The organism is Methylocystis borbori (assembly GCF_036576025.1).
In the GTDB taxonomy this organism is placed as follows: Bacteria; Pseudomonadota; Alphaproteobacteria; order Rhizobiales; family Beijerinckiaceae; genus Methylocystis; species Methylocystis borbori.
In genome coordinates, this window is record NZ_JAZHYN010000003.1 from 62,734 (window position 1) to 77,873 (window position 15,140).

Genomic DNA, 15,140 nt, shown 5'->3' on the forward strand with positions numbered 1-15,140 from the left:
CGTCAGCCGGCGCCTCGCGCGCGCAGGAAGGCGAGGGCCCGCGCCCAGGCGTCCTTTGCCGCTTCCTCCCGATAGCTCTCGCGATAATCGGCGAAGAATGCGTGCGGCGCGCCGTCATAGACGATGAACTCCGCCGGCGCGTGCGCCTCTTTGAGCCGCGTGCGCATCGCCTCGACAAGCTCGAGCGGAATGCTCGGATCGGCGCCGCCGTAAAGCGCGAGCGTCGGAACCTTCAACGCCGTCGCGATGTCGATGGGCCAGCGCGACTGCGCCTTCGTGCGCGCGCCGTCGAGTCGGCCATACCAGGGAATGCAAGCGCGTAACCGAGGATTATGAGCGGCGTACAGCCAGGCGATGCGCCCGCCCCAGCAAAATCCCGTGACCGCCGCGCGCGAAGGATCGCCGCCTTTCGTCGCGGCGAAGGCGAGCGCCTCGTCGAAAATCGTCATGGTTTCGGCGTCGGGAACCCTGACGACGATGGCGCGAATAGCGTCAATGTCCGGCGCCGTCCGCGGATCGCCATAGCCAATGATGTAGTCTGGCGCGATCGCGAGATATCCGAGTTTGGCGAAGCGCCGCGCGATGTCGCGAATATGTTCATGCAGGCCGAATATTTCCTGCGCGATGAGGACGATCGGATAAGTGTCGCCTTCGCCAGGCCGGGCGACATAGGCCGGCGCGCCGCCCGGTAGCGTAACGAGGGCGGCGTCGAGCCCTTCGGCGTCCGTCACGATGGTTTGGGGCGCGGGCGCGCCCGCGGCCTTTGCGAATCCGCCGTCGTTTGAGGAATGCGGGGACATGGTGCCTCCAAGGATATCGAAAATATATGGTCCGGCGCATGCTCGGTTACGGATCGAATTTGATTTTTTGCAGTCTTCTTGGTCGTCCTCGAGGCGCGGCGGCGCGCGCCTTTTCGCCGCTCTCTCCCTCGAATCGCAAATCCTACGAAATCAGGCGATGTTACGAGAGGCCGGCGGCCTTCTCTTTGCCGCCAAAAGCGCGTATATGGCCGCCCCGGAAGAACGGCGACGGCGCCGTAGCAAAGAGAGGACGCCATGCGAGGCCGCTTGCGCGCATCCTCCATAAGGAACTTCCCATGACGCAGCGATCCGACGCCGGCCCCGCCTCTGGCGGCGACGGAAGCGAGCGTCGCGCGCTCCCGGCGCAGGGCGCCGAGCACGCCAAAGGCGGCCTCGTCGGACTTATTATCGGTTCGATCGGCGTCGTTTACGGAGATATCGGCACCAGCCCGCTCTATGCGCTGCGTGAGTCTCTCGCACATAGCGTCCAGGCCGACGCCCTCACCGAAGAAGCGGTGATCGGCGCGATTTCGCTATTGATCTTCGCGCTGATTTTCACGGTGACGATCAAATATGTGCTCGTTCTCATGCGCGCGGACAATCGCGGCGAGGGCGGCACGCTGTCGCTGATGGCGCTGGCGCAATCGGCGCTCGGCGGCGGGTCGACGCCCGTCTTCATTCTCGGCGTCGCCGGCGCGGCGCTGTTTTCCGGCGACGCCATCATCACGCCGGCGATTTCCGTCATGTCGGCGATCGAAGGCCTCGAACTCGTCACGGATCGCTTCAACGAATTTGTGCTGCCCATCACGATTGCGATTCTTGTGACGCTGTTCTGGGCGCAAAGCCACGGCACGGCGCGCGTCGCGGCCTTATTCGGCCCGATCATGATCGTTTTCTTCCTGATCATCGGCGCGCTGGGCCTCATGCATATCGGCGATGCGCCGGAGGTGCTGACCGCCTTCGATCCGCGCCAGGGCGTCGTCTTTCTGCTGTCGCATGGATGGCTTGGCTTCGCCATTCTCGGTTCGGTGTTTCTCGGCGTGACCGGCGCCGAGGCGCTCTACGCCGATATGGGCCATTTCGGCCGCGTTCCCATTCGCGTCGCCTGGCTCAGTTTCGTGCTTCCCGCCCTGCTCTTGAATTATTTGGGACAGGGCGCGCTCATCCTGTCCAGACCCGAAGCGGTCGGCAATCCTTTCTTCCTGCTCGCGCCCGAGTGGGGCTTGCTGCCGCTCGTCATTCTGTCGACGCTCGCCACCATCATCGCAAGCCAGGCGGTGATCACCGGCGCCTTTTCGATCGTCCGACAGGCGATTCAGCTTGGCCTGCTGCCGCGTCTCGAAATCACCCACACCTCGGCGTCGCAGGAAGGCCAGATCTACATCGGCCGCATCAACCGGCTGCTGCTTATCGGCGTGCTGCTGCTCGTCATCGCCTTCAAGAGCTCGTCGGCGCTCGCTTCCGCCTATGGCATCGCGGTCACCGGCACGATGGTCGTCACCACGGCGCTCGCATTCGTCGTCGTCTGGCGCAAATGGGGCTGGCCGCTATGGGCCGCCGCTCTCTTCATCTCTCCCCTCCTCACCGTCGATCTCGCCTTTCTCGCGGCCAATCTGATGAAGGTGAAGGATGGCGGCTGGGCGCCGCTGGCGCTTGCCGGCTGCGTCATGATCGTGATGTGGACGTGGACCCGCGGCACGCGGCTGCTGGCCGAAAAGACCCATCGAGACTCCATTCCGCTGATGGAGCTCATCGCGATGCTGCAGAAGTCTCCGCCGACGCGCGTGCCGGGCACGGCGATCTTTCTGACAAGCGACCCGGCCGTCGCGCCGCAAGCGTTGATGCATAATCTCAAGCACAATAAAGTGCTGCACGAGCGCGTGCTGGTGATGTGCGTCAAGACGGAAGACCGTCCACGCGTCGCGCCGCAAAACCGCTTCGAAATCGAGAGACTCGCCGACGACTTCCATCGCGCGACGCTTCATTATGGCTTTATGGAAAGTCCGCGGGTGCCGGCGGCGCTCGCCGCCATGCGCAAGACAGGTTTCAAATATGACATCATGACCACGAGCTTCTTCCTCGGCCGCCGCTCGATCAAGGAAAGCCCGTCCTCGGAAATGCCGGTATGGCAGGACAAGCTCTATGTGGCGCTGACGCATCAGGCGGCGAACGCCACGGACTTCTTCTCCATCCCAACCGACCGGGTGGTGGAGCTTGGCGCGCAAGTGACAATATAGAGCGCGACGATCTAGCGAAGGTCATGCGGACTATCGCCTTGAACGTGCCGCCGCTTAGATATATATCATGAGATATATCAGGAGAGACGATCATGTCGGCCAAGGCTAAACTCTTCATGAACGGACGCAGTCAAGCCGTTCGCCTGCCCGCGGAGTTTCGTTTTGAAGGGGATGAGGTCGATATTCGGCGCGACGAAAAAACCGGCGATGTTATTTTGTCCAAGCGACCGAGCGGCTGGGATGATTTTTTCGCGCTCGTCGAGAAGGCGGATGTGCCCGCCGATTTTCTTAAGGATCGCGACCTGAGCCCGCCCCCGAAGCGGGATTTCCCATGAGCCTCTCGCAGCCATGCCTCAAGCGCGATTCATGCTCGATACGAATATTGCGAGCTTTATCATTCGCGGCGCGTCGCCGCTTTTGAAGGAACAACTCTCTTCGGTTCCCCTTGCCCGGCTGACGATTTCCGTTTTGACGGAGGCCGAGCTTCGATTTGGCGTCGCCCAAGCGCCGCATGCAAGGAAGCTCGCGCCTCTCGTCGAGAATTTTCTGTCGCACGTTACGATTCTTCCCTGGGAGTCGGCTGCGGCCGCGGAATATGCTCTGCTCCGGCTCGCGCTGACGCGCAAAGGCCTGACGCTCGCGAATATGGACTTGCTGATTGCCGCCCACGCCTTGGCCGCGCACGCGACGCTTGTCACCAATGACGCCGCCTTGCTGCGGCTGCGACCGCTGGTAAAGGCGACGGATTGGACGGCGTAAGCGCTGCGGACGCCTCTGAGGGATATCGCCATGATCGAAATCGGCCTCCTCGTCTTTCCCGGCGTTCAGCAGCTCGACTTGACCGCGCCTTATGAGGTCTTCGCCTCCTGGCCCGAGGCGCGCGTTCATCTCGTTGGGAAGAATCGCGACGACATCGTCGCCTCCACCGGGTTGCGGCTGCGCCCCGACGTCTCCTTCGCGGAATGCCCGCGCCTCGACGTCATCTGCGTTCCGGGCGGCGCGGGCGTCAATGCGCTGCTCCTCGACGACGAGACGCTCGATTTCCTGCGCGTCCGCGCGGGCGAAGCGCGCTATGTCGCCTCGGTCTGCACGGGCGCGCTGGCGCTGGGCGCGGCCGGGCTGTTGCGCGGCAAGCGCGCGACCACGCATTGGGCCTTTCTCGATCTTCTTTCGCCCTTTGGTGCCATCCCCACGACCGGCCGCGTCGTGCGCGACGGCGCGCTGATTACGGGCGGCGGCGTTACGGCGGGACTCGACTTCGCGCTGGCGCTGGTCGGCGAGATCGCGGGTCGAGCCGCCGCGGAGGCGATCCAGCTCCATCTCGAATATCGGCCCGCGCCGCCCTTCGACGCTGGCGGCCCCGAAACCGCCCCGCCATCCGTGGTCGAGGCCTATCGCGCGCGAGGGGCGGCGCTGCGGGCGGAGCGCGAGCGTCTCGTCGAACGCGCGGCGCAAAGACTTGGGCCGCCTGATGTAACCGGCTGACGCGCCCGCGGCTCCGAAAGGGGTGGACGGGACACGCCCCAAGGACTAAGCAACGGCGGCCCGAGCCCCTCCGCCATATGTCCCATGGCGCGGTCGCCGCGACCAAGGGGTGAGCAAAGCTGTGAGGCCGCTTCCTTTATGTCCACCCGCATCGACGCCCGTTTCGCCGCCCTCAAGAACGAAGGGCGCGCCGCGCTCGTGACCTTCATGATGGCGGGGGATCCCGATCTCGCGACGTCGCTCGACATATTGAAGCGCCTGCCGGCGGCGGGCGCTGACGTGATCGAGGTCGGCATGCCCTTCACCGATCCCATGGCGGACGGGCCGGCGATCCAGGCGGCAGGCCTGCGCGCGCTCAAGGCGGGAACGACGCTGAAGAAGACGCTCAAGCTCGTCGAGGATTTTCGCGCGGAGGACGACGTCACGCCCATCGTGCTGATGGGCTATTACAATCCCATCTATGTTTACGGCGTCGAGGCTTTCCTGCGCGACGCCAAGGCCGTCGGCGTCGACGGGCTGATCGTCGTCGATCTGCCGCCGGAAGAAGACGCCGAACTCTGCATTCCAGCCCGCGACGCCGGCCTCAATTTCATTCGTCTCGCGACGCCGACGACAGACGACAGACGGCTTCCCAAGGTGCTCGAAAACACCAGCGGCTTCGTCTATTATGTGTCGCTCACCGGCATCACCGGCGCGGCGCTCGCTGACTATGCCGGCGTGAGCCAGGCGGTCGTCCGCATCAAGCGCCATACGGGATTGCCAATCGCCGTCGGCTTCGGCGTCAAGAACGCGCGGAACGCCGCCGAGATCGCCCGCGACGCGGACGGCGTCGTCGTCGGCACAGCGCTGGTCGAGGCGCTCAAGAACTCGCTCGACGCCGAGGGACGCGCGGGAGAGCAAAGCGCGGCGGAGGTCGCGGCGCTTGTCGCCTCGATCGCCGAAGGCGTGCGCGGCGCGCGCGCAAAGACGGGCGCGAAAAGCGGCGGCGTCTTAGGTTGGCTGGCGAGGCTCATGTCATGAACTGGTATTCCAATGTCGTCCCGCCCAAGATCAAGGCGCTCATCAAGCGGGAGGCGCCGGAAAACCTCTGGGTGAAATGCCCCGAGAGCGGCCAGCTCGTGTTCCATAAGGACATCGAAGCCAATCTCTATGTCGTGCCGGGCTCGGGCTATCACATGCGCTGTCCGGTCGAGGCGCGGCTCCTCAGCCTTTTCGACGACGGCGAATGCGACCTGCTGCCCACTCCCGACGCGCCCGTCGATCCCTTGAAATTCCGCGACATCAAGCGCTACGTAGACAAGCTCAAGGAATATCGCGTCAAGACCGGCATGGCCGACGCGGTGACGCTCGCCTATGGCAAGCTCGAAGGCTCGCCCGTCACCGTCGCCATTCAGGACTTTGAATTTCTCGGCGGCTCGCTCGGCATGGCGGCGGGCGAAGCGATCATCGCCGGCTGCGAACATGCGCTCGCCCAGCGCACGCCCTTCATCATCTTCACGGCCTCGGGCGGCGCGCGCATGCAGGAAGGCATGTTCTCGCTGATGCAAATGCCGCGCACAACCATCGCCGTGCAGCGCCTGCGCGAGGCGCGCCTGCCCTATATCGTCGTGCTCACCAATCCGACGACGGGCGGCGTCACCGCCTCTTACGCCATGCTCGGCGACGTGCAGATCGCCGAGCCCGGCGCGATCATCGGCTTCGCCGGCGCGCGCGTCATCGAGCAGACGATCCGTGAAAAGCTGCCGGAAGGGTTTCAACGCGCCGAATATTTGCGCGACCATGGCATGGTGGATATGGTCATCCCGCGGCAGGAGATGCGCGAGACGCTGGCGCGCCTGTGTGGGCTGCTGACCAAATCGCCGCCGCGCCAGGCCGCCGCCTGAGCGTTCTAAAGAGGCGCTCCGCAATGGATCAGCCTGACGCGATCCTGTCGCGACTGCTTACGCTCCACCCCAAGAAGATCGATCTGTCGCTCGGGCGCACCGAACGGCTGCTCGACGCCCTCGGACGGCCAGATCTCAAACTGCCGCCGACCATCCATGTCGCCGGCACCAACGGCAAAGGCTCGACCATCGCCTTTCTGCGCGCCATGCTGGAGGCGGGGGGCAAGCGCGTGCATGTCTATACGTCGCCCCATCTGCTGCGCTTCAATGAGCGCATACGCCTCGGCGCGGAACGCGGCGGCAAGCTCGTCGACGACGCGCGCCTGAACGCCGCGCTGGAGCGGTGCGAAGCGGCGAACGGCGGCCAGCCGATCACCTTCTTCGAGATCACCACGGCGGCGGCCTTCACGCTTTTCGCCGAGACGCCTGCCGACTGGCTGCTGCTCGAAACCGGGCTCGGCGGGCGTTACGACGCGACCAACGTTATCGCCAACCCCAGGGCCGCGATCGTCACCTCGATCTCGCTCGACCATCTCGAATTCCTGGGCGATACGGTCGAGAAAATCGCCTTCGAGAAAGCTGGCGTCTTCAAGAAAGGCGCGCCGGCGATCGTCGGCTTCCAGCATGAGCCGGTCGCCCGCGTGCTCGAACGCGAAGCGCGCCGCGCCGGCGCTTCCCTTTTCGTCGCCGGCCAGGATTTTCATCTCCGCGAAGAGAACGGCCGTCTCGTCTATGAGGACGAGCGCGGGCTGCTGGATCTGCCGCTGCCGCGTCTCGCGGGGCGCCATCAGCATGAAAACGCCGCGGGCGCCATCGCCGCGCTGCGCCTGGTCGCCGCCGAAACGCCGACCGCCGCGATCGAAGCCGGGCTGACGCGCGCCGATTGGCCGGCGCGGCTCCAGCGCCTGTTGCGCGGCCCCATCGTCGATCTCGCGCCGCCGGGCGCGGAGGTCTGGCTCGACGGCGGCCATAATGAGGATGGAGGCCGCGTGCTGGCCGAGGCCATGGCCGAGTTCCACGACAAGGCGCCGCGCCCGCTGGCGCTCATTTGCGGGGCCCAGACGACCAAGGACGTGCGGGCGCTGCTCAGGCATTTCGTGGGCCTCGCGCGCGAGGTCGTCGCCGTCCCCGTCGAGGGCGAGCACAAGAGCTGGCCCCCGGAGGAAGTGGCGACGCTGGCGCGAGCCGAGGGCATTCCCGCCGCCGCCGCCAGCAATCCCGAGGAGGCGCTGAAGATCATCGCGACGCGCCGCTTCGACGCGCCGCCCCGCATATTGATCGCCGGTTCGCTCTATCTCGCCGCCTCGGTGCTGGCGGCGAATGGTTCGCTGGTGGAATAGGCGCCGCTCGTGCGGATCGGATTCACACGGCCCGCAATAGCGTATATGAAGCGAGCAATGGCGCCGGACGCGCCCTTCTCCCGCTTGCGGGAGAGGGAGTCGTCGTCAATGTATTTTCTTGGAGCTGAAGATTCATGACCCTGATGCTGGCGAGCGTTCTATCGCGCGAGGAGGCGGAGATCGCCCTTGCGCGCGGCGCCGACATCATCGACTGCAAGGCGCCCTCGCGCGGCGCGCTCGGCGCGTTGCCCCTGACGCGCGTCGCCGAAATCGTCGCCTTCGTCGACGGGCGCCGCCCGGTCAGCGCCGTCGTCGAATTGCCGCATGACGTTGCGCACGCGCTCGGGGCCTTCGAGGAAATCGTCGCCGCCGGCGTCGACTATGTGAAATTCGCCCTGCCGGCGACGCCCGACGCCGGCGAAATCGTCGAAGCGCTCGCGCCGCTCGCCGCGAGGACCCGCCTCGTCGCCGTGCTCTTCGCCGATCTCGGTCCCGATTTCGAATGCCTGCCCGCGCTTGCCGCGGCTGGCTTTCACGGGGCGATGCTCGACACGGCGCACAAGGGCAAGGGCCGCCTCATCGACTTCATGAGCATTGACGCGCTTTGCGAATTTGTCGCGCGCTGCCGCGCCCTCGGCCTCGCTTCGGGATTGGCCGGCGCGCTGGAGCCGCCGGACGTGCCGCGACTTCTTGTCGCCGGCGCCGATGTGCTGGGCTTTCGCGGCGCGCTTTGCGCGGAGGGCGACCGGCGCGGCGCGCTCGATGCGCGCGCGACCGCGCTGATCCGCGATCTCATTCCCGCGCAGCGCGGCGCCGAGGCGCCGCTCCACGCCGACTGGTCCTTCATCGGGCGCGGCTATGTCGAGCCGCCCGGCGCGAACGACACCGACTGCGTGTTTCTCAAGGATTATGTCGCGCCCGTCGAAATCGGCGCCTATGCGTTTGAGCATGGCCATACGCAGCGCGTTCGCTTCAATGTCGAGGCCGAGGTGACGCGCGCCAATGGCGACGACGACATGCGTTCGGTGTTCTCCTACGACGTCATCATGGACGCGATCAAAATGATTCTCGCCGGCGGCCATATCGAGGTTGTCGAGACGATCGCCGAGCGGCTGGCCGAGAGCGTGCTGCTGCATGAGCGCGTGCGCTCCGTCACCGTGCAGGTCGAAAAGCTCGATGTCGCGCCGGGCGCCGTGGGCGTCAGAATCCGCCGGGAGCGCGCCCATCAGGATGCGCGGCGCCTGCAGCCCGCGCCCCTACGCCTCCATGCCGTCAAATAGCGAGAGAAGCGCGCCGGCGCCGCTCGTCGTCAAGCTCGGCGGCAGTCTCCATGCCTCGCCCGCGCGGGCGCAATGGATCGCGGCGCTGCGGCGTTATCCGCATCCGCTGACGATTGTGGCCGGCGGCGGCCCCTTCGCCGACGCCGTGCGCGCCGCGCAGCCGCCGATGGGCTTTGACGATTCGGCGGCGCACGCCATGGCCGTGCTGGCGATGGAGCAATATGCGCTGGCGCTGGCGAATCTTCACGAAGGGCTGGAGCTCGCCGCCTCGCTCGAAGCGATCGCCGACGCCCATGCGAAAGGCCGCATCGCGCTCTGGCGGGCGGGAGCGATGGTCGCCGAGGCGCGCGACATCGCGCCCGGCTGGGAGACGACTTCCGACAGTCTTGCGGCCTGGCTCGCGCGAAAAACGGACGCCCATGCCTTGCTTGTCGTTAAAAGCGTCGATGTTCGCGATGGCGCGTCGCTCGCGGACATTCTGCGAATGGGCGTTGTAGATTCGGCTTTTCCGGCCTATCTCGACGGGACGCCGCTCCATGTCGCGGGTCCCGCGGCGCTCACCGGCGCCGCGCGACTCCTGGGCGAGGGCGCCCTGCCCGGCGCGCGCATCGAACCCTCAATGCAGAAGATCGCCTCATGACCAAGAAACAAGTAGTGACGCCGCGCTGGGGTTGGGCGCTGACCGGTTCGGGACATTTCTTCACCGAATGTCTCGACATGATCCGCGCGCTCGACCATGTCGATCTCTTCGTCAGCAAGGCGGCGGCGGAGGTCGTGCGCATGTATAAGCACGATCTGAATTTGCCCGACACGGTGCGCATCTTCAAGGATACGACCGCGAGCGCCGCGCCGGTCGGAAATTTCTACTACAACGTCTATCATACGCTCGTGCTTGCCCCCGCGACCTCGAACACGGTGGCGAAATGCGTCGTCGGCATCTCCGACAATCTTGCGACCAATGTCTTCGCGCAGGCGGGCAAATGCCGCGTGCCGACCATCGTCTTCGCCTGCGACACGGCGCCCGAACTCGAAACGCGCGCGCCCAAGGGCATGGTGATGGTCTATCCGCGACGCATCGACCTGCAGAACACCGATGCGCTCAAAGGCTTCGAAGCGACGCAGGTTGTCGAGAGTCTCGCCGCGCTCCAGGAAGCGGTGGAGCGCCGGCGCCGCGAAGTCCAGCCGCAACCATAGAACCTTAAGCCCATGAGCGAGCGCCTGCTGTTCCTCACCGGCCATCTCGCCTTTCCACGACTGGAGCGGATGGTGGCGAGCTTCGGCGAGGCGGCGCGCGACTGGCGCATTCACGATATCGGCGTGAAGGTCGCCGCGCTGATGACGCTGGAGATCATTCAGCGCCGCCTGCCACGGCCGGTGGCGGCGGATCGCGTGATCCTGCCAGGCCGCTGCCGCGCCGATCTCGAAACGCTCGCCCGGGATTTCGGCGTCGCCTTCGAGCGCGGCCCGGAGGAGATCGCGGATCTCCCCGCCTATCTCGGACGCGGCGGCGCGCCACCCGATCTCACGCGCTACGACATGCGCATTTTCGCCGAGATCGTCGACGCCTCGAAAATGAGCGTCGTAGAAGTGCTGGCCAAGGCGCGCGAACTCGCGCGTTCAGGCGCCGACGTCATCGATCTGGGGTGCCTGCCGGACACGAATTTCGACCATCTCGAAGAAACGATTCATGCGCTCAAGGCGGACGGCCTGAAAGTAAGCGTCGACTCGGCCGATGTATCCGAGCTCGAACGCGCGGCGAAAGCCGGCGTCGATCATCTCCTGAGCCTCGACGAAGAGACGCTCGCGATCCTGCCCAACAAATCGCCGATCGTTCCGGTCCTGACGCCGCGTCCGCATGGCGATCTCGACTCGCTGCGGCGCGCCGCGCAGATCGCCCGCGAGCGCGGTATAGGAGCCATTCTCGATCCTATTCTCGACCCCATTCATTTCGGCTTCGCGGCCTCGATCGCGCGCTATGTGGCGCTGCGGGAGCTTGAGCCCAACGCCGAGATCATGATGGGCACGGGCAATCTCACCGAACTCACCGACGCCGATTCCGCCGGCGTGACGGCGGCGATGCTCGGCATATGTTCGGAACTCAATATCCGCCATCTCCTCACCGTGCAGGTCAGCCCGCATACGCGGCGCACGCTCCAGGAGCATGACGCGGCGCGGCGGCTGATGTTCGCCGCGCGCGCCGACCGGGCCTTGCCGAAAGGCTATTCCGACGCGCTGCTGCAAATCCACGACCGCAAGCCCTACGCCGCGACGCCCGAGGAAATCGCCGAACTCGCGCGCGAATTGCGCGATTCGAATTTCCGCATCGAGACGACGCGGGACGGCGTGCATATATACGCCAAGGGCTTCCACCAGGTCGCCCCGGACGCTATGGCGCTTTTCCCGCATCTTGCCGTCGAGCATGACGGGGCGCATGCTTTTTACCTTGGCGCTGAACTGATGAAGGCGGAGATCGCATACAGGCTCGGCAAGCGCTATCGTCAGGACGAGCCGCTCGATTTCGGCGTGGCGACGGATGTGAGCGAAGAAGACGCGACCCGTTTCAAGGAAGCGGGCCATACGATGCGCAAGGCGGGCGAAGGACCCCCGAAAGATGCCGCTGATACATGAATGCGTCGTCACGACGCTATCGCATGAGGGCCGCCCGCATATCGCGCCTCTGGGTTTGATCGAGGAAGGCGATTACTGGATTGCGGCGCCCTTCCGCCCTTCGCAGACGCTCGACAATCTCGCGCTTAATCCCCAGGCGACCGCGAGCTTCACCGACGACGCGCGCATTTTCGCAGGGTTGGTCACGGGGCGACGCAACTGGCCGCTCACCGACATCGAGGACTGGCCGGCGCCGCGCCTCTCCGCCGCGCTTGGCCATGCCGAATTGATCGTCGCGCGCGTCGAGGAGGACGAGACGCGCCCGCGCTTCTTCTGCCGCGTGAGGCGCATCAAATCGCATCGCCCCTTCCTCGGCATGAATCGCGCGCGCGCCGCCGTGCTCGAAGCCGCCATTCTCGCGACGCGGCTCGACAGGCTGCCGCTAGAAAAGATCGAGAGCGAACGCGCCTATCTCAGGATCGCCGTCGACAAGACCGCGGGCGACGCCGAGCGCGAAGCATGGGAGATGGTGATGGAGAAGATCGACGCGCATTTGAGCAAGGCGCGGGCGGGCTGACTCTCAAGCGGCAAGCAGCGCCAGCGCCGTAGCCGGCGCGCAATCGGCCGCCTTTTCCTTGACCTGCGGTTCGGCCGCAATGAAATCAGCAAAATCGATAAAGACGCGGCCTTGCGCCTGCGCGAGACGGGCGATCAGCTTGCGGCCAACCCCGGCGCCGATGAGCGCCGCGTCGGAAGCGACGGCGCCGCGCGAAAAAAGCAGCGCGATTTGATCTTCAATGACGCGCAATTGCGCCCGCGCCAAAAAATCGGCGAAGGCGCGCCATTGATCGTCGCTCAACGCGCCGGCGTCGCGACCGGCAAGACGCGCGAGACGCGCGCGTGACGCGGCGATTGTCTTTGGCCGGCCATCGGCGGTCGGCGACAGATCGGCGCCGCCTTCGCCTTCGGGAAGATCGCCAAGCGCGCGCCGCACGTCGGCCATTGTCGCGAAAGCCTCGTTGACGAGCGGAATCCATTGTCCGTTGATCGGCGCGCGCGCGGCATAGGCCTGAGGCGCGCCGCGCGCGAAACCCGCATAAACGAGTTCGCCGCAGGCGAGGCGCTCGGCGTCGCTCGCGCCATGGGCCACAATGCGGCCGTCGCGGATGGGGATGAGATCGGTCGTCGTCGAGCCCATATCCAGAAACAACGCCTCGGCGCAGTTTTGCGCAGCAAGTTCCGCCGAAACGCGCCAATTGGCGGAGGCGATCGCCAGGGCGGCGTCAGCGGCCTCGGCGCGCGCGACGAAGCCGCGCGCGCCGGCGTAAAACAAAATGTCGTCCGCGCCGATCTCGCGCGCGGCGATCGCCGCCACGGCGAGAACGCCCTTTGCACGATTTTCAAAAGCGTCGGAGAGTTCGGCGGTCATGGTGACGCGATGGCGCTCGGCGGGCCCTAGCCTCTCGCGCGCGTCGCGGATCGCCCGCTCCAGACTCGCGAGCCCTTCATGCGGCGCACAGGCGATCTGGACGATCCCCGTCAAGCGGCCGTCCTGCGCCCGCGCGGCCTTCACATGCGCCCCGCCAATGTCCCAACCGATGATCGCCGTCATGCGCCCGCCGGAAAAGAAAAAGGGGAGCCGAGCGGCTCCCCTTCACATTCGAAGCCTTTTTCGCGCGGCTTAGTTGGGCGCGAAAGGATGCTTGACCTCGTTGCGCTTGGCGACGACTTCGGCGGCCTTCGGCTCGCCGGCCACGGCGCGCGCGATCGCTTCCTTCGTCGCCTGATAGTTATAGTCCTGGATCTTCTTGTCGTCGCTCGCGTCCCAGTGAATGAACACGCCGACCGAAATAAACAGATCGTCCGCCTCGTCGACCGGGATCACGCCTTCGGCGACGCTGTCGGCGACCGCCTTGGCCACGCCATGCTGCGCCGGGCCGAACATCTGCACCGCCTGCTTCGCGCCCTTGATCGTCACCTTGTTGAACAGGATGGTGTTGGGCTTGCACAGAAGGTTCGGCGCAACGACCGCGAGCAGCGTCGTGAAGCCGTCCTTGTTGTTGACCAGCGCATTGGCGAAGGCAAGCTCCGCGGCCGAGCCGCGCGGCCCGATCAGAAGGTCGATATGCGCAACCTCATTGCCCTCGCCGACAAGCGACTCGCCGACCATCATCTTGTTAATCTTCGCCATGTGCGTTTCCTTTCCAGAACTTCAAATGACGCCCGCCACCCAAGCGAGCGCTTCACGCAGGACTCCGCGCAAGGCGCGCGGCGATGAGATAGCCCCGCGAGCTGGCGCTCGCGGCGCGGACTCAATCATTTTTGCGCAGCTTTGCCAAGGAGCCTCGCCCTTGGCGTGCATGCGCGAGCGCGCTTTCCGATCGGACGGAATCGTCTGATCGGAAAGAAATTGCCCAAAGCGTCAGACGAGATCGCGGGCCAGCGCGAAAGCGTGACGGAAATCGAGGCAAAGCGGCTTGTCGGAGGCCGCCATCTGTTTGAAGAGGCCAGACTCCGCGCCATATTTGATATTGCCGATGGCGAGCGCGCCGATGCCGAGCGCGCCATGCGAGGAGATGACGACGCCATTGTCGTGCAGCCCGCAGCCCTCGACGCCAAGCGGCGGAACGGCGTTGACGTCGGCGGCGATCAACAAATTCTTGGCGGCTTCCAAATCATCCTTCGACAGCACCTGCACGCCGGCGCGCGCGGCGCAGAGCGCGATCTCATTCTCGGTCAGAAGGGCGCGCACCTGTTCGGGCGTCGAACCGTCGGCGGGCGTCACCTTGATGTCGAAACGCTTGCACATTTCATCGGCCAGCTTGGCGACGCGCTCAAGCCCGCTGTATCCGACGATGGTCACCTGCGCGCCTTCGAGCGCCGAGATCACCGCCGCGGAATAGCCGACAACGCCTGTCGCGCCATAGATGACCACCTTCGCGCCTTTGAGTTCGCGCTGCTTCTTGTCGCGCAAAATCTTTTCGACGCAGGCGACCATCGCGCCGGCGGTGGTGAAAGAGCCGTAGGGGTCGGCGAAGAGCGATACTTCGAAGGGCTTGAGCAGCGCCTTCTTGGCCGCTTCGAGCATGTCGAGCGCGAGCACGGCGTCGCGGCCGGCGAAGAAAATGCCGGTGCGCAGCGCGGCGGAGGGGGCGCGCGAGAACATCGCGTCCTGCACAAGCGCCGTGACTTCATCCAGCGTGACATTGGTATAGGGAATCGCCGCGTCATAGCCGGCGTCGAGGGCCATGTTCACGTCGAATGGGCTCATATGCTTCAACGTGCTGAGCATATGCAAAATCGCCTTGGCCATGGAATTTTCCCAACCTTTCTGTCGTTTTGGCGTCTCGCGCGCTGGAAGCCAGGCGGCGCGCGCGGCGGGAGGACAGGCTCCAGCCCCTTGGTTTCTTGAATGATTCCCGGCAAAATGAACGGCGCGCGGCGGCGCGCCCTTCGGCCTCTCCCGGAGCGACGAGAGGCTTAGAACCCAGAACGGAGCCGATGTCCA

16 protein-coding genes are annotated in these 15,140 nt (G+C 65.5%); 12 read left to right on the forward strand and 4 right to left on the reverse strand.

Annotation, left to right across the window (positions count from 1 at the left end):
• Positions 1-2: 2 nt before the first annotated feature.
• Positions 3-800 carry a dienelactone hydrolase family protein gene (locus V3H18_RS01795; protein WP_332080164.1) on the reverse strand — a complete coding sequence of 266 codons (798 nt, stop codon included), beginning with the start codon at positions 798-800 and terminating at the stop codon, positions 3-5.
• Between the two features lie 296 nt (positions 801-1,096).
• On the opposite strand from V3H18_RS01795, the gene V3H18_RS01800 reads away from it, so the two are divergent.
• From V3H18_RS01800 to V3H18_RS01855, 12 genes are all read left to right on the forward strand, one after another.
• On the forward strand, positions 1,097-3,037 hold the full coding sequence (locus V3H18_RS01800) for a potassium transporter Kup (protein ID WP_332080165.1): 1,941 nt from the start codon (positions 1,097-1,099) through the stop codon (positions 3,035-3,037).
• A gap of 92 nt (positions 3,038-3,129) precedes the next feature.
• A complete protein-coding gene (locus V3H18_RS01805; protein ID WP_332080166.1) occupies positions 3,130-3,372 on the forward strand; it encodes an antitoxin in 243 nt (80 codons plus the stop codon).
• Positions 3,373-3,403: 31 nt separating this feature from the next.
• Positions 3,404-3,796 (forward strand): PIN domain-containing protein, encoded by a 393-nt coding sequence (locus V3H18_RS01810; RefSeq protein ID WP_332080167.1) that lies wholly within the window; start codon positions 3,404-3,406, stop codon positions 3,794-3,796.
• 30 nt (positions 3,797-3,826) lie between these two features.
• Positions 3,827-4,522, forward strand: coding sequence for a DJ-1/PfpI family protein (locus tag V3H18_RS01815; RefSeq protein WP_332080168.1), 696 nt, complete (start codon positions 3,827-3,829; stop codon positions 4,520-4,522).
• Between the two features lie 138 nt (positions 4,523-4,660).
• Positions 4,661-5,542: a tryptophan synthase subunit alpha gene (gene trpA / locus V3H18_RS01820; RefSeq protein WP_332080169.1), complete on the forward strand. Its 882-nt coding sequence runs from the start codon at positions 4,661-4,663 to the stop codon at positions 5,540-5,542.
• Positions 5,539-6,405: an acetyl-CoA carboxylase, carboxyltransferase subunit beta gene (accD, locus tag V3H18_RS01825; protein WP_332080170.1), complete on the forward strand. Its 867-nt coding sequence runs from the start codon at positions 5,539-5,541 to the stop codon at positions 6,403-6,405. The genes trpA and accD overlap by 4 nt, the downstream gene beginning before the upstream one ends.
• Positions 6,406-6,428: 23 nt before the next feature.
• Positions 6,429-7,745 carry a bifunctional folylpolyglutamate synthase/dihydrofolate synthase gene (locus tag V3H18_RS01830; protein WP_332080171.1) on the forward strand — a complete coding sequence of 439 codons (1,317 nt, stop codon included), beginning with the start codon at positions 6,429-6,431 and terminating at the stop codon, positions 7,743-7,745.
• 134 nt (positions 7,746-7,879) lie between these two features.
• Positions 7,880-9,025 (forward strand): (5-formylfuran-3-yl)methyl phosphate synthase, encoded by a 1,146-nt coding sequence (locus V3H18_RS01835; RefSeq protein WP_332080172.1) that lies wholly within the window; start codon positions 7,880-7,882, stop codon positions 9,023-9,025.
• Entirely contained in the window at positions 9,012-9,665 is a 654-nt protein-coding gene (locus tag V3H18_RS01840) for an amino acid kinase family protein (RefSeq protein ID WP_332080173.1), read from the forward strand. Before V3H18_RS01835 ends, V3H18_RS01840 begins: the two co-directional genes overlap by 14 nt.
• Positions 9,662-10,219: a flavoprotein gene (locus tag V3H18_RS01845; RefSeq protein WP_332080174.1), complete on the forward strand. Its 558-nt coding sequence runs from the start codon at positions 9,662-9,664 to the stop codon at positions 10,217-10,219. Before V3H18_RS01840 ends, V3H18_RS01845 begins: the two co-directional genes overlap by 4 nt.
• Positions 10,220-10,231: 12 nt before the next feature.
• Positions 10,232-11,653, forward strand: a complete 1,422-nt coding sequence (locus tag V3H18_RS01850; RefSeq protein ID WP_332080175.1) for a DUF6513 domain-containing protein — start codon at positions 10,232-10,234, stop codon at positions 11,651-11,653.
• Entirely contained in the window at positions 11,637-12,209 is a 573-nt protein-coding gene (locus V3H18_RS01855) for a DUF447 domain-containing protein (protein ID WP_332080176.1), read from the forward strand. The genes V3H18_RS01850 and V3H18_RS01855 overlap by 17 nt, the downstream gene beginning before the upstream one ends.
• A 3-nt stretch (positions 12,210-12,212) precedes the next feature.
• Here V3H18_RS01855 and V3H18_RS01860 read toward each other — a convergent pair whose 3' ends face one another.
• The 3 genes from V3H18_RS01860 to V3H18_RS01870 form a co-directional block, all read right to left on the reverse strand.
• Complete coding sequence (locus V3H18_RS01860; protein WP_332080177.1) at positions 12,213-13,244, reverse strand: hydantoinase/oxoprolinase family protein; 1,032 nt, start codon at positions 13,242-13,244, stop codon at positions 12,213-12,215.
• 69 nt (positions 13,245-13,313) lie between these two features.
• Positions 13,314-13,823 carry a formaldehyde-activating enzyme gene (gene fae, locus V3H18_RS01865; protein ID WP_332080178.1) on the reverse strand — a complete coding sequence of 170 codons (510 nt, stop codon included), beginning with the start codon at positions 13,821-13,823 and terminating at the stop codon, positions 13,314-13,316.
• A 231-nt stretch (positions 13,824-14,054) separates the two neighbouring features.
• Positions 14,055-14,945, reverse strand: coding sequence for an NAD(P)-dependent methylenetetrahydromethanopterin dehydrogenase (locus tag V3H18_RS01870; protein WP_332080179.1), 891 nt, complete (start codon positions 14,943-14,945; stop codon positions 14,055-14,057).
• Positions 14,946-15,140: the final 195 nt, after the last annotated feature.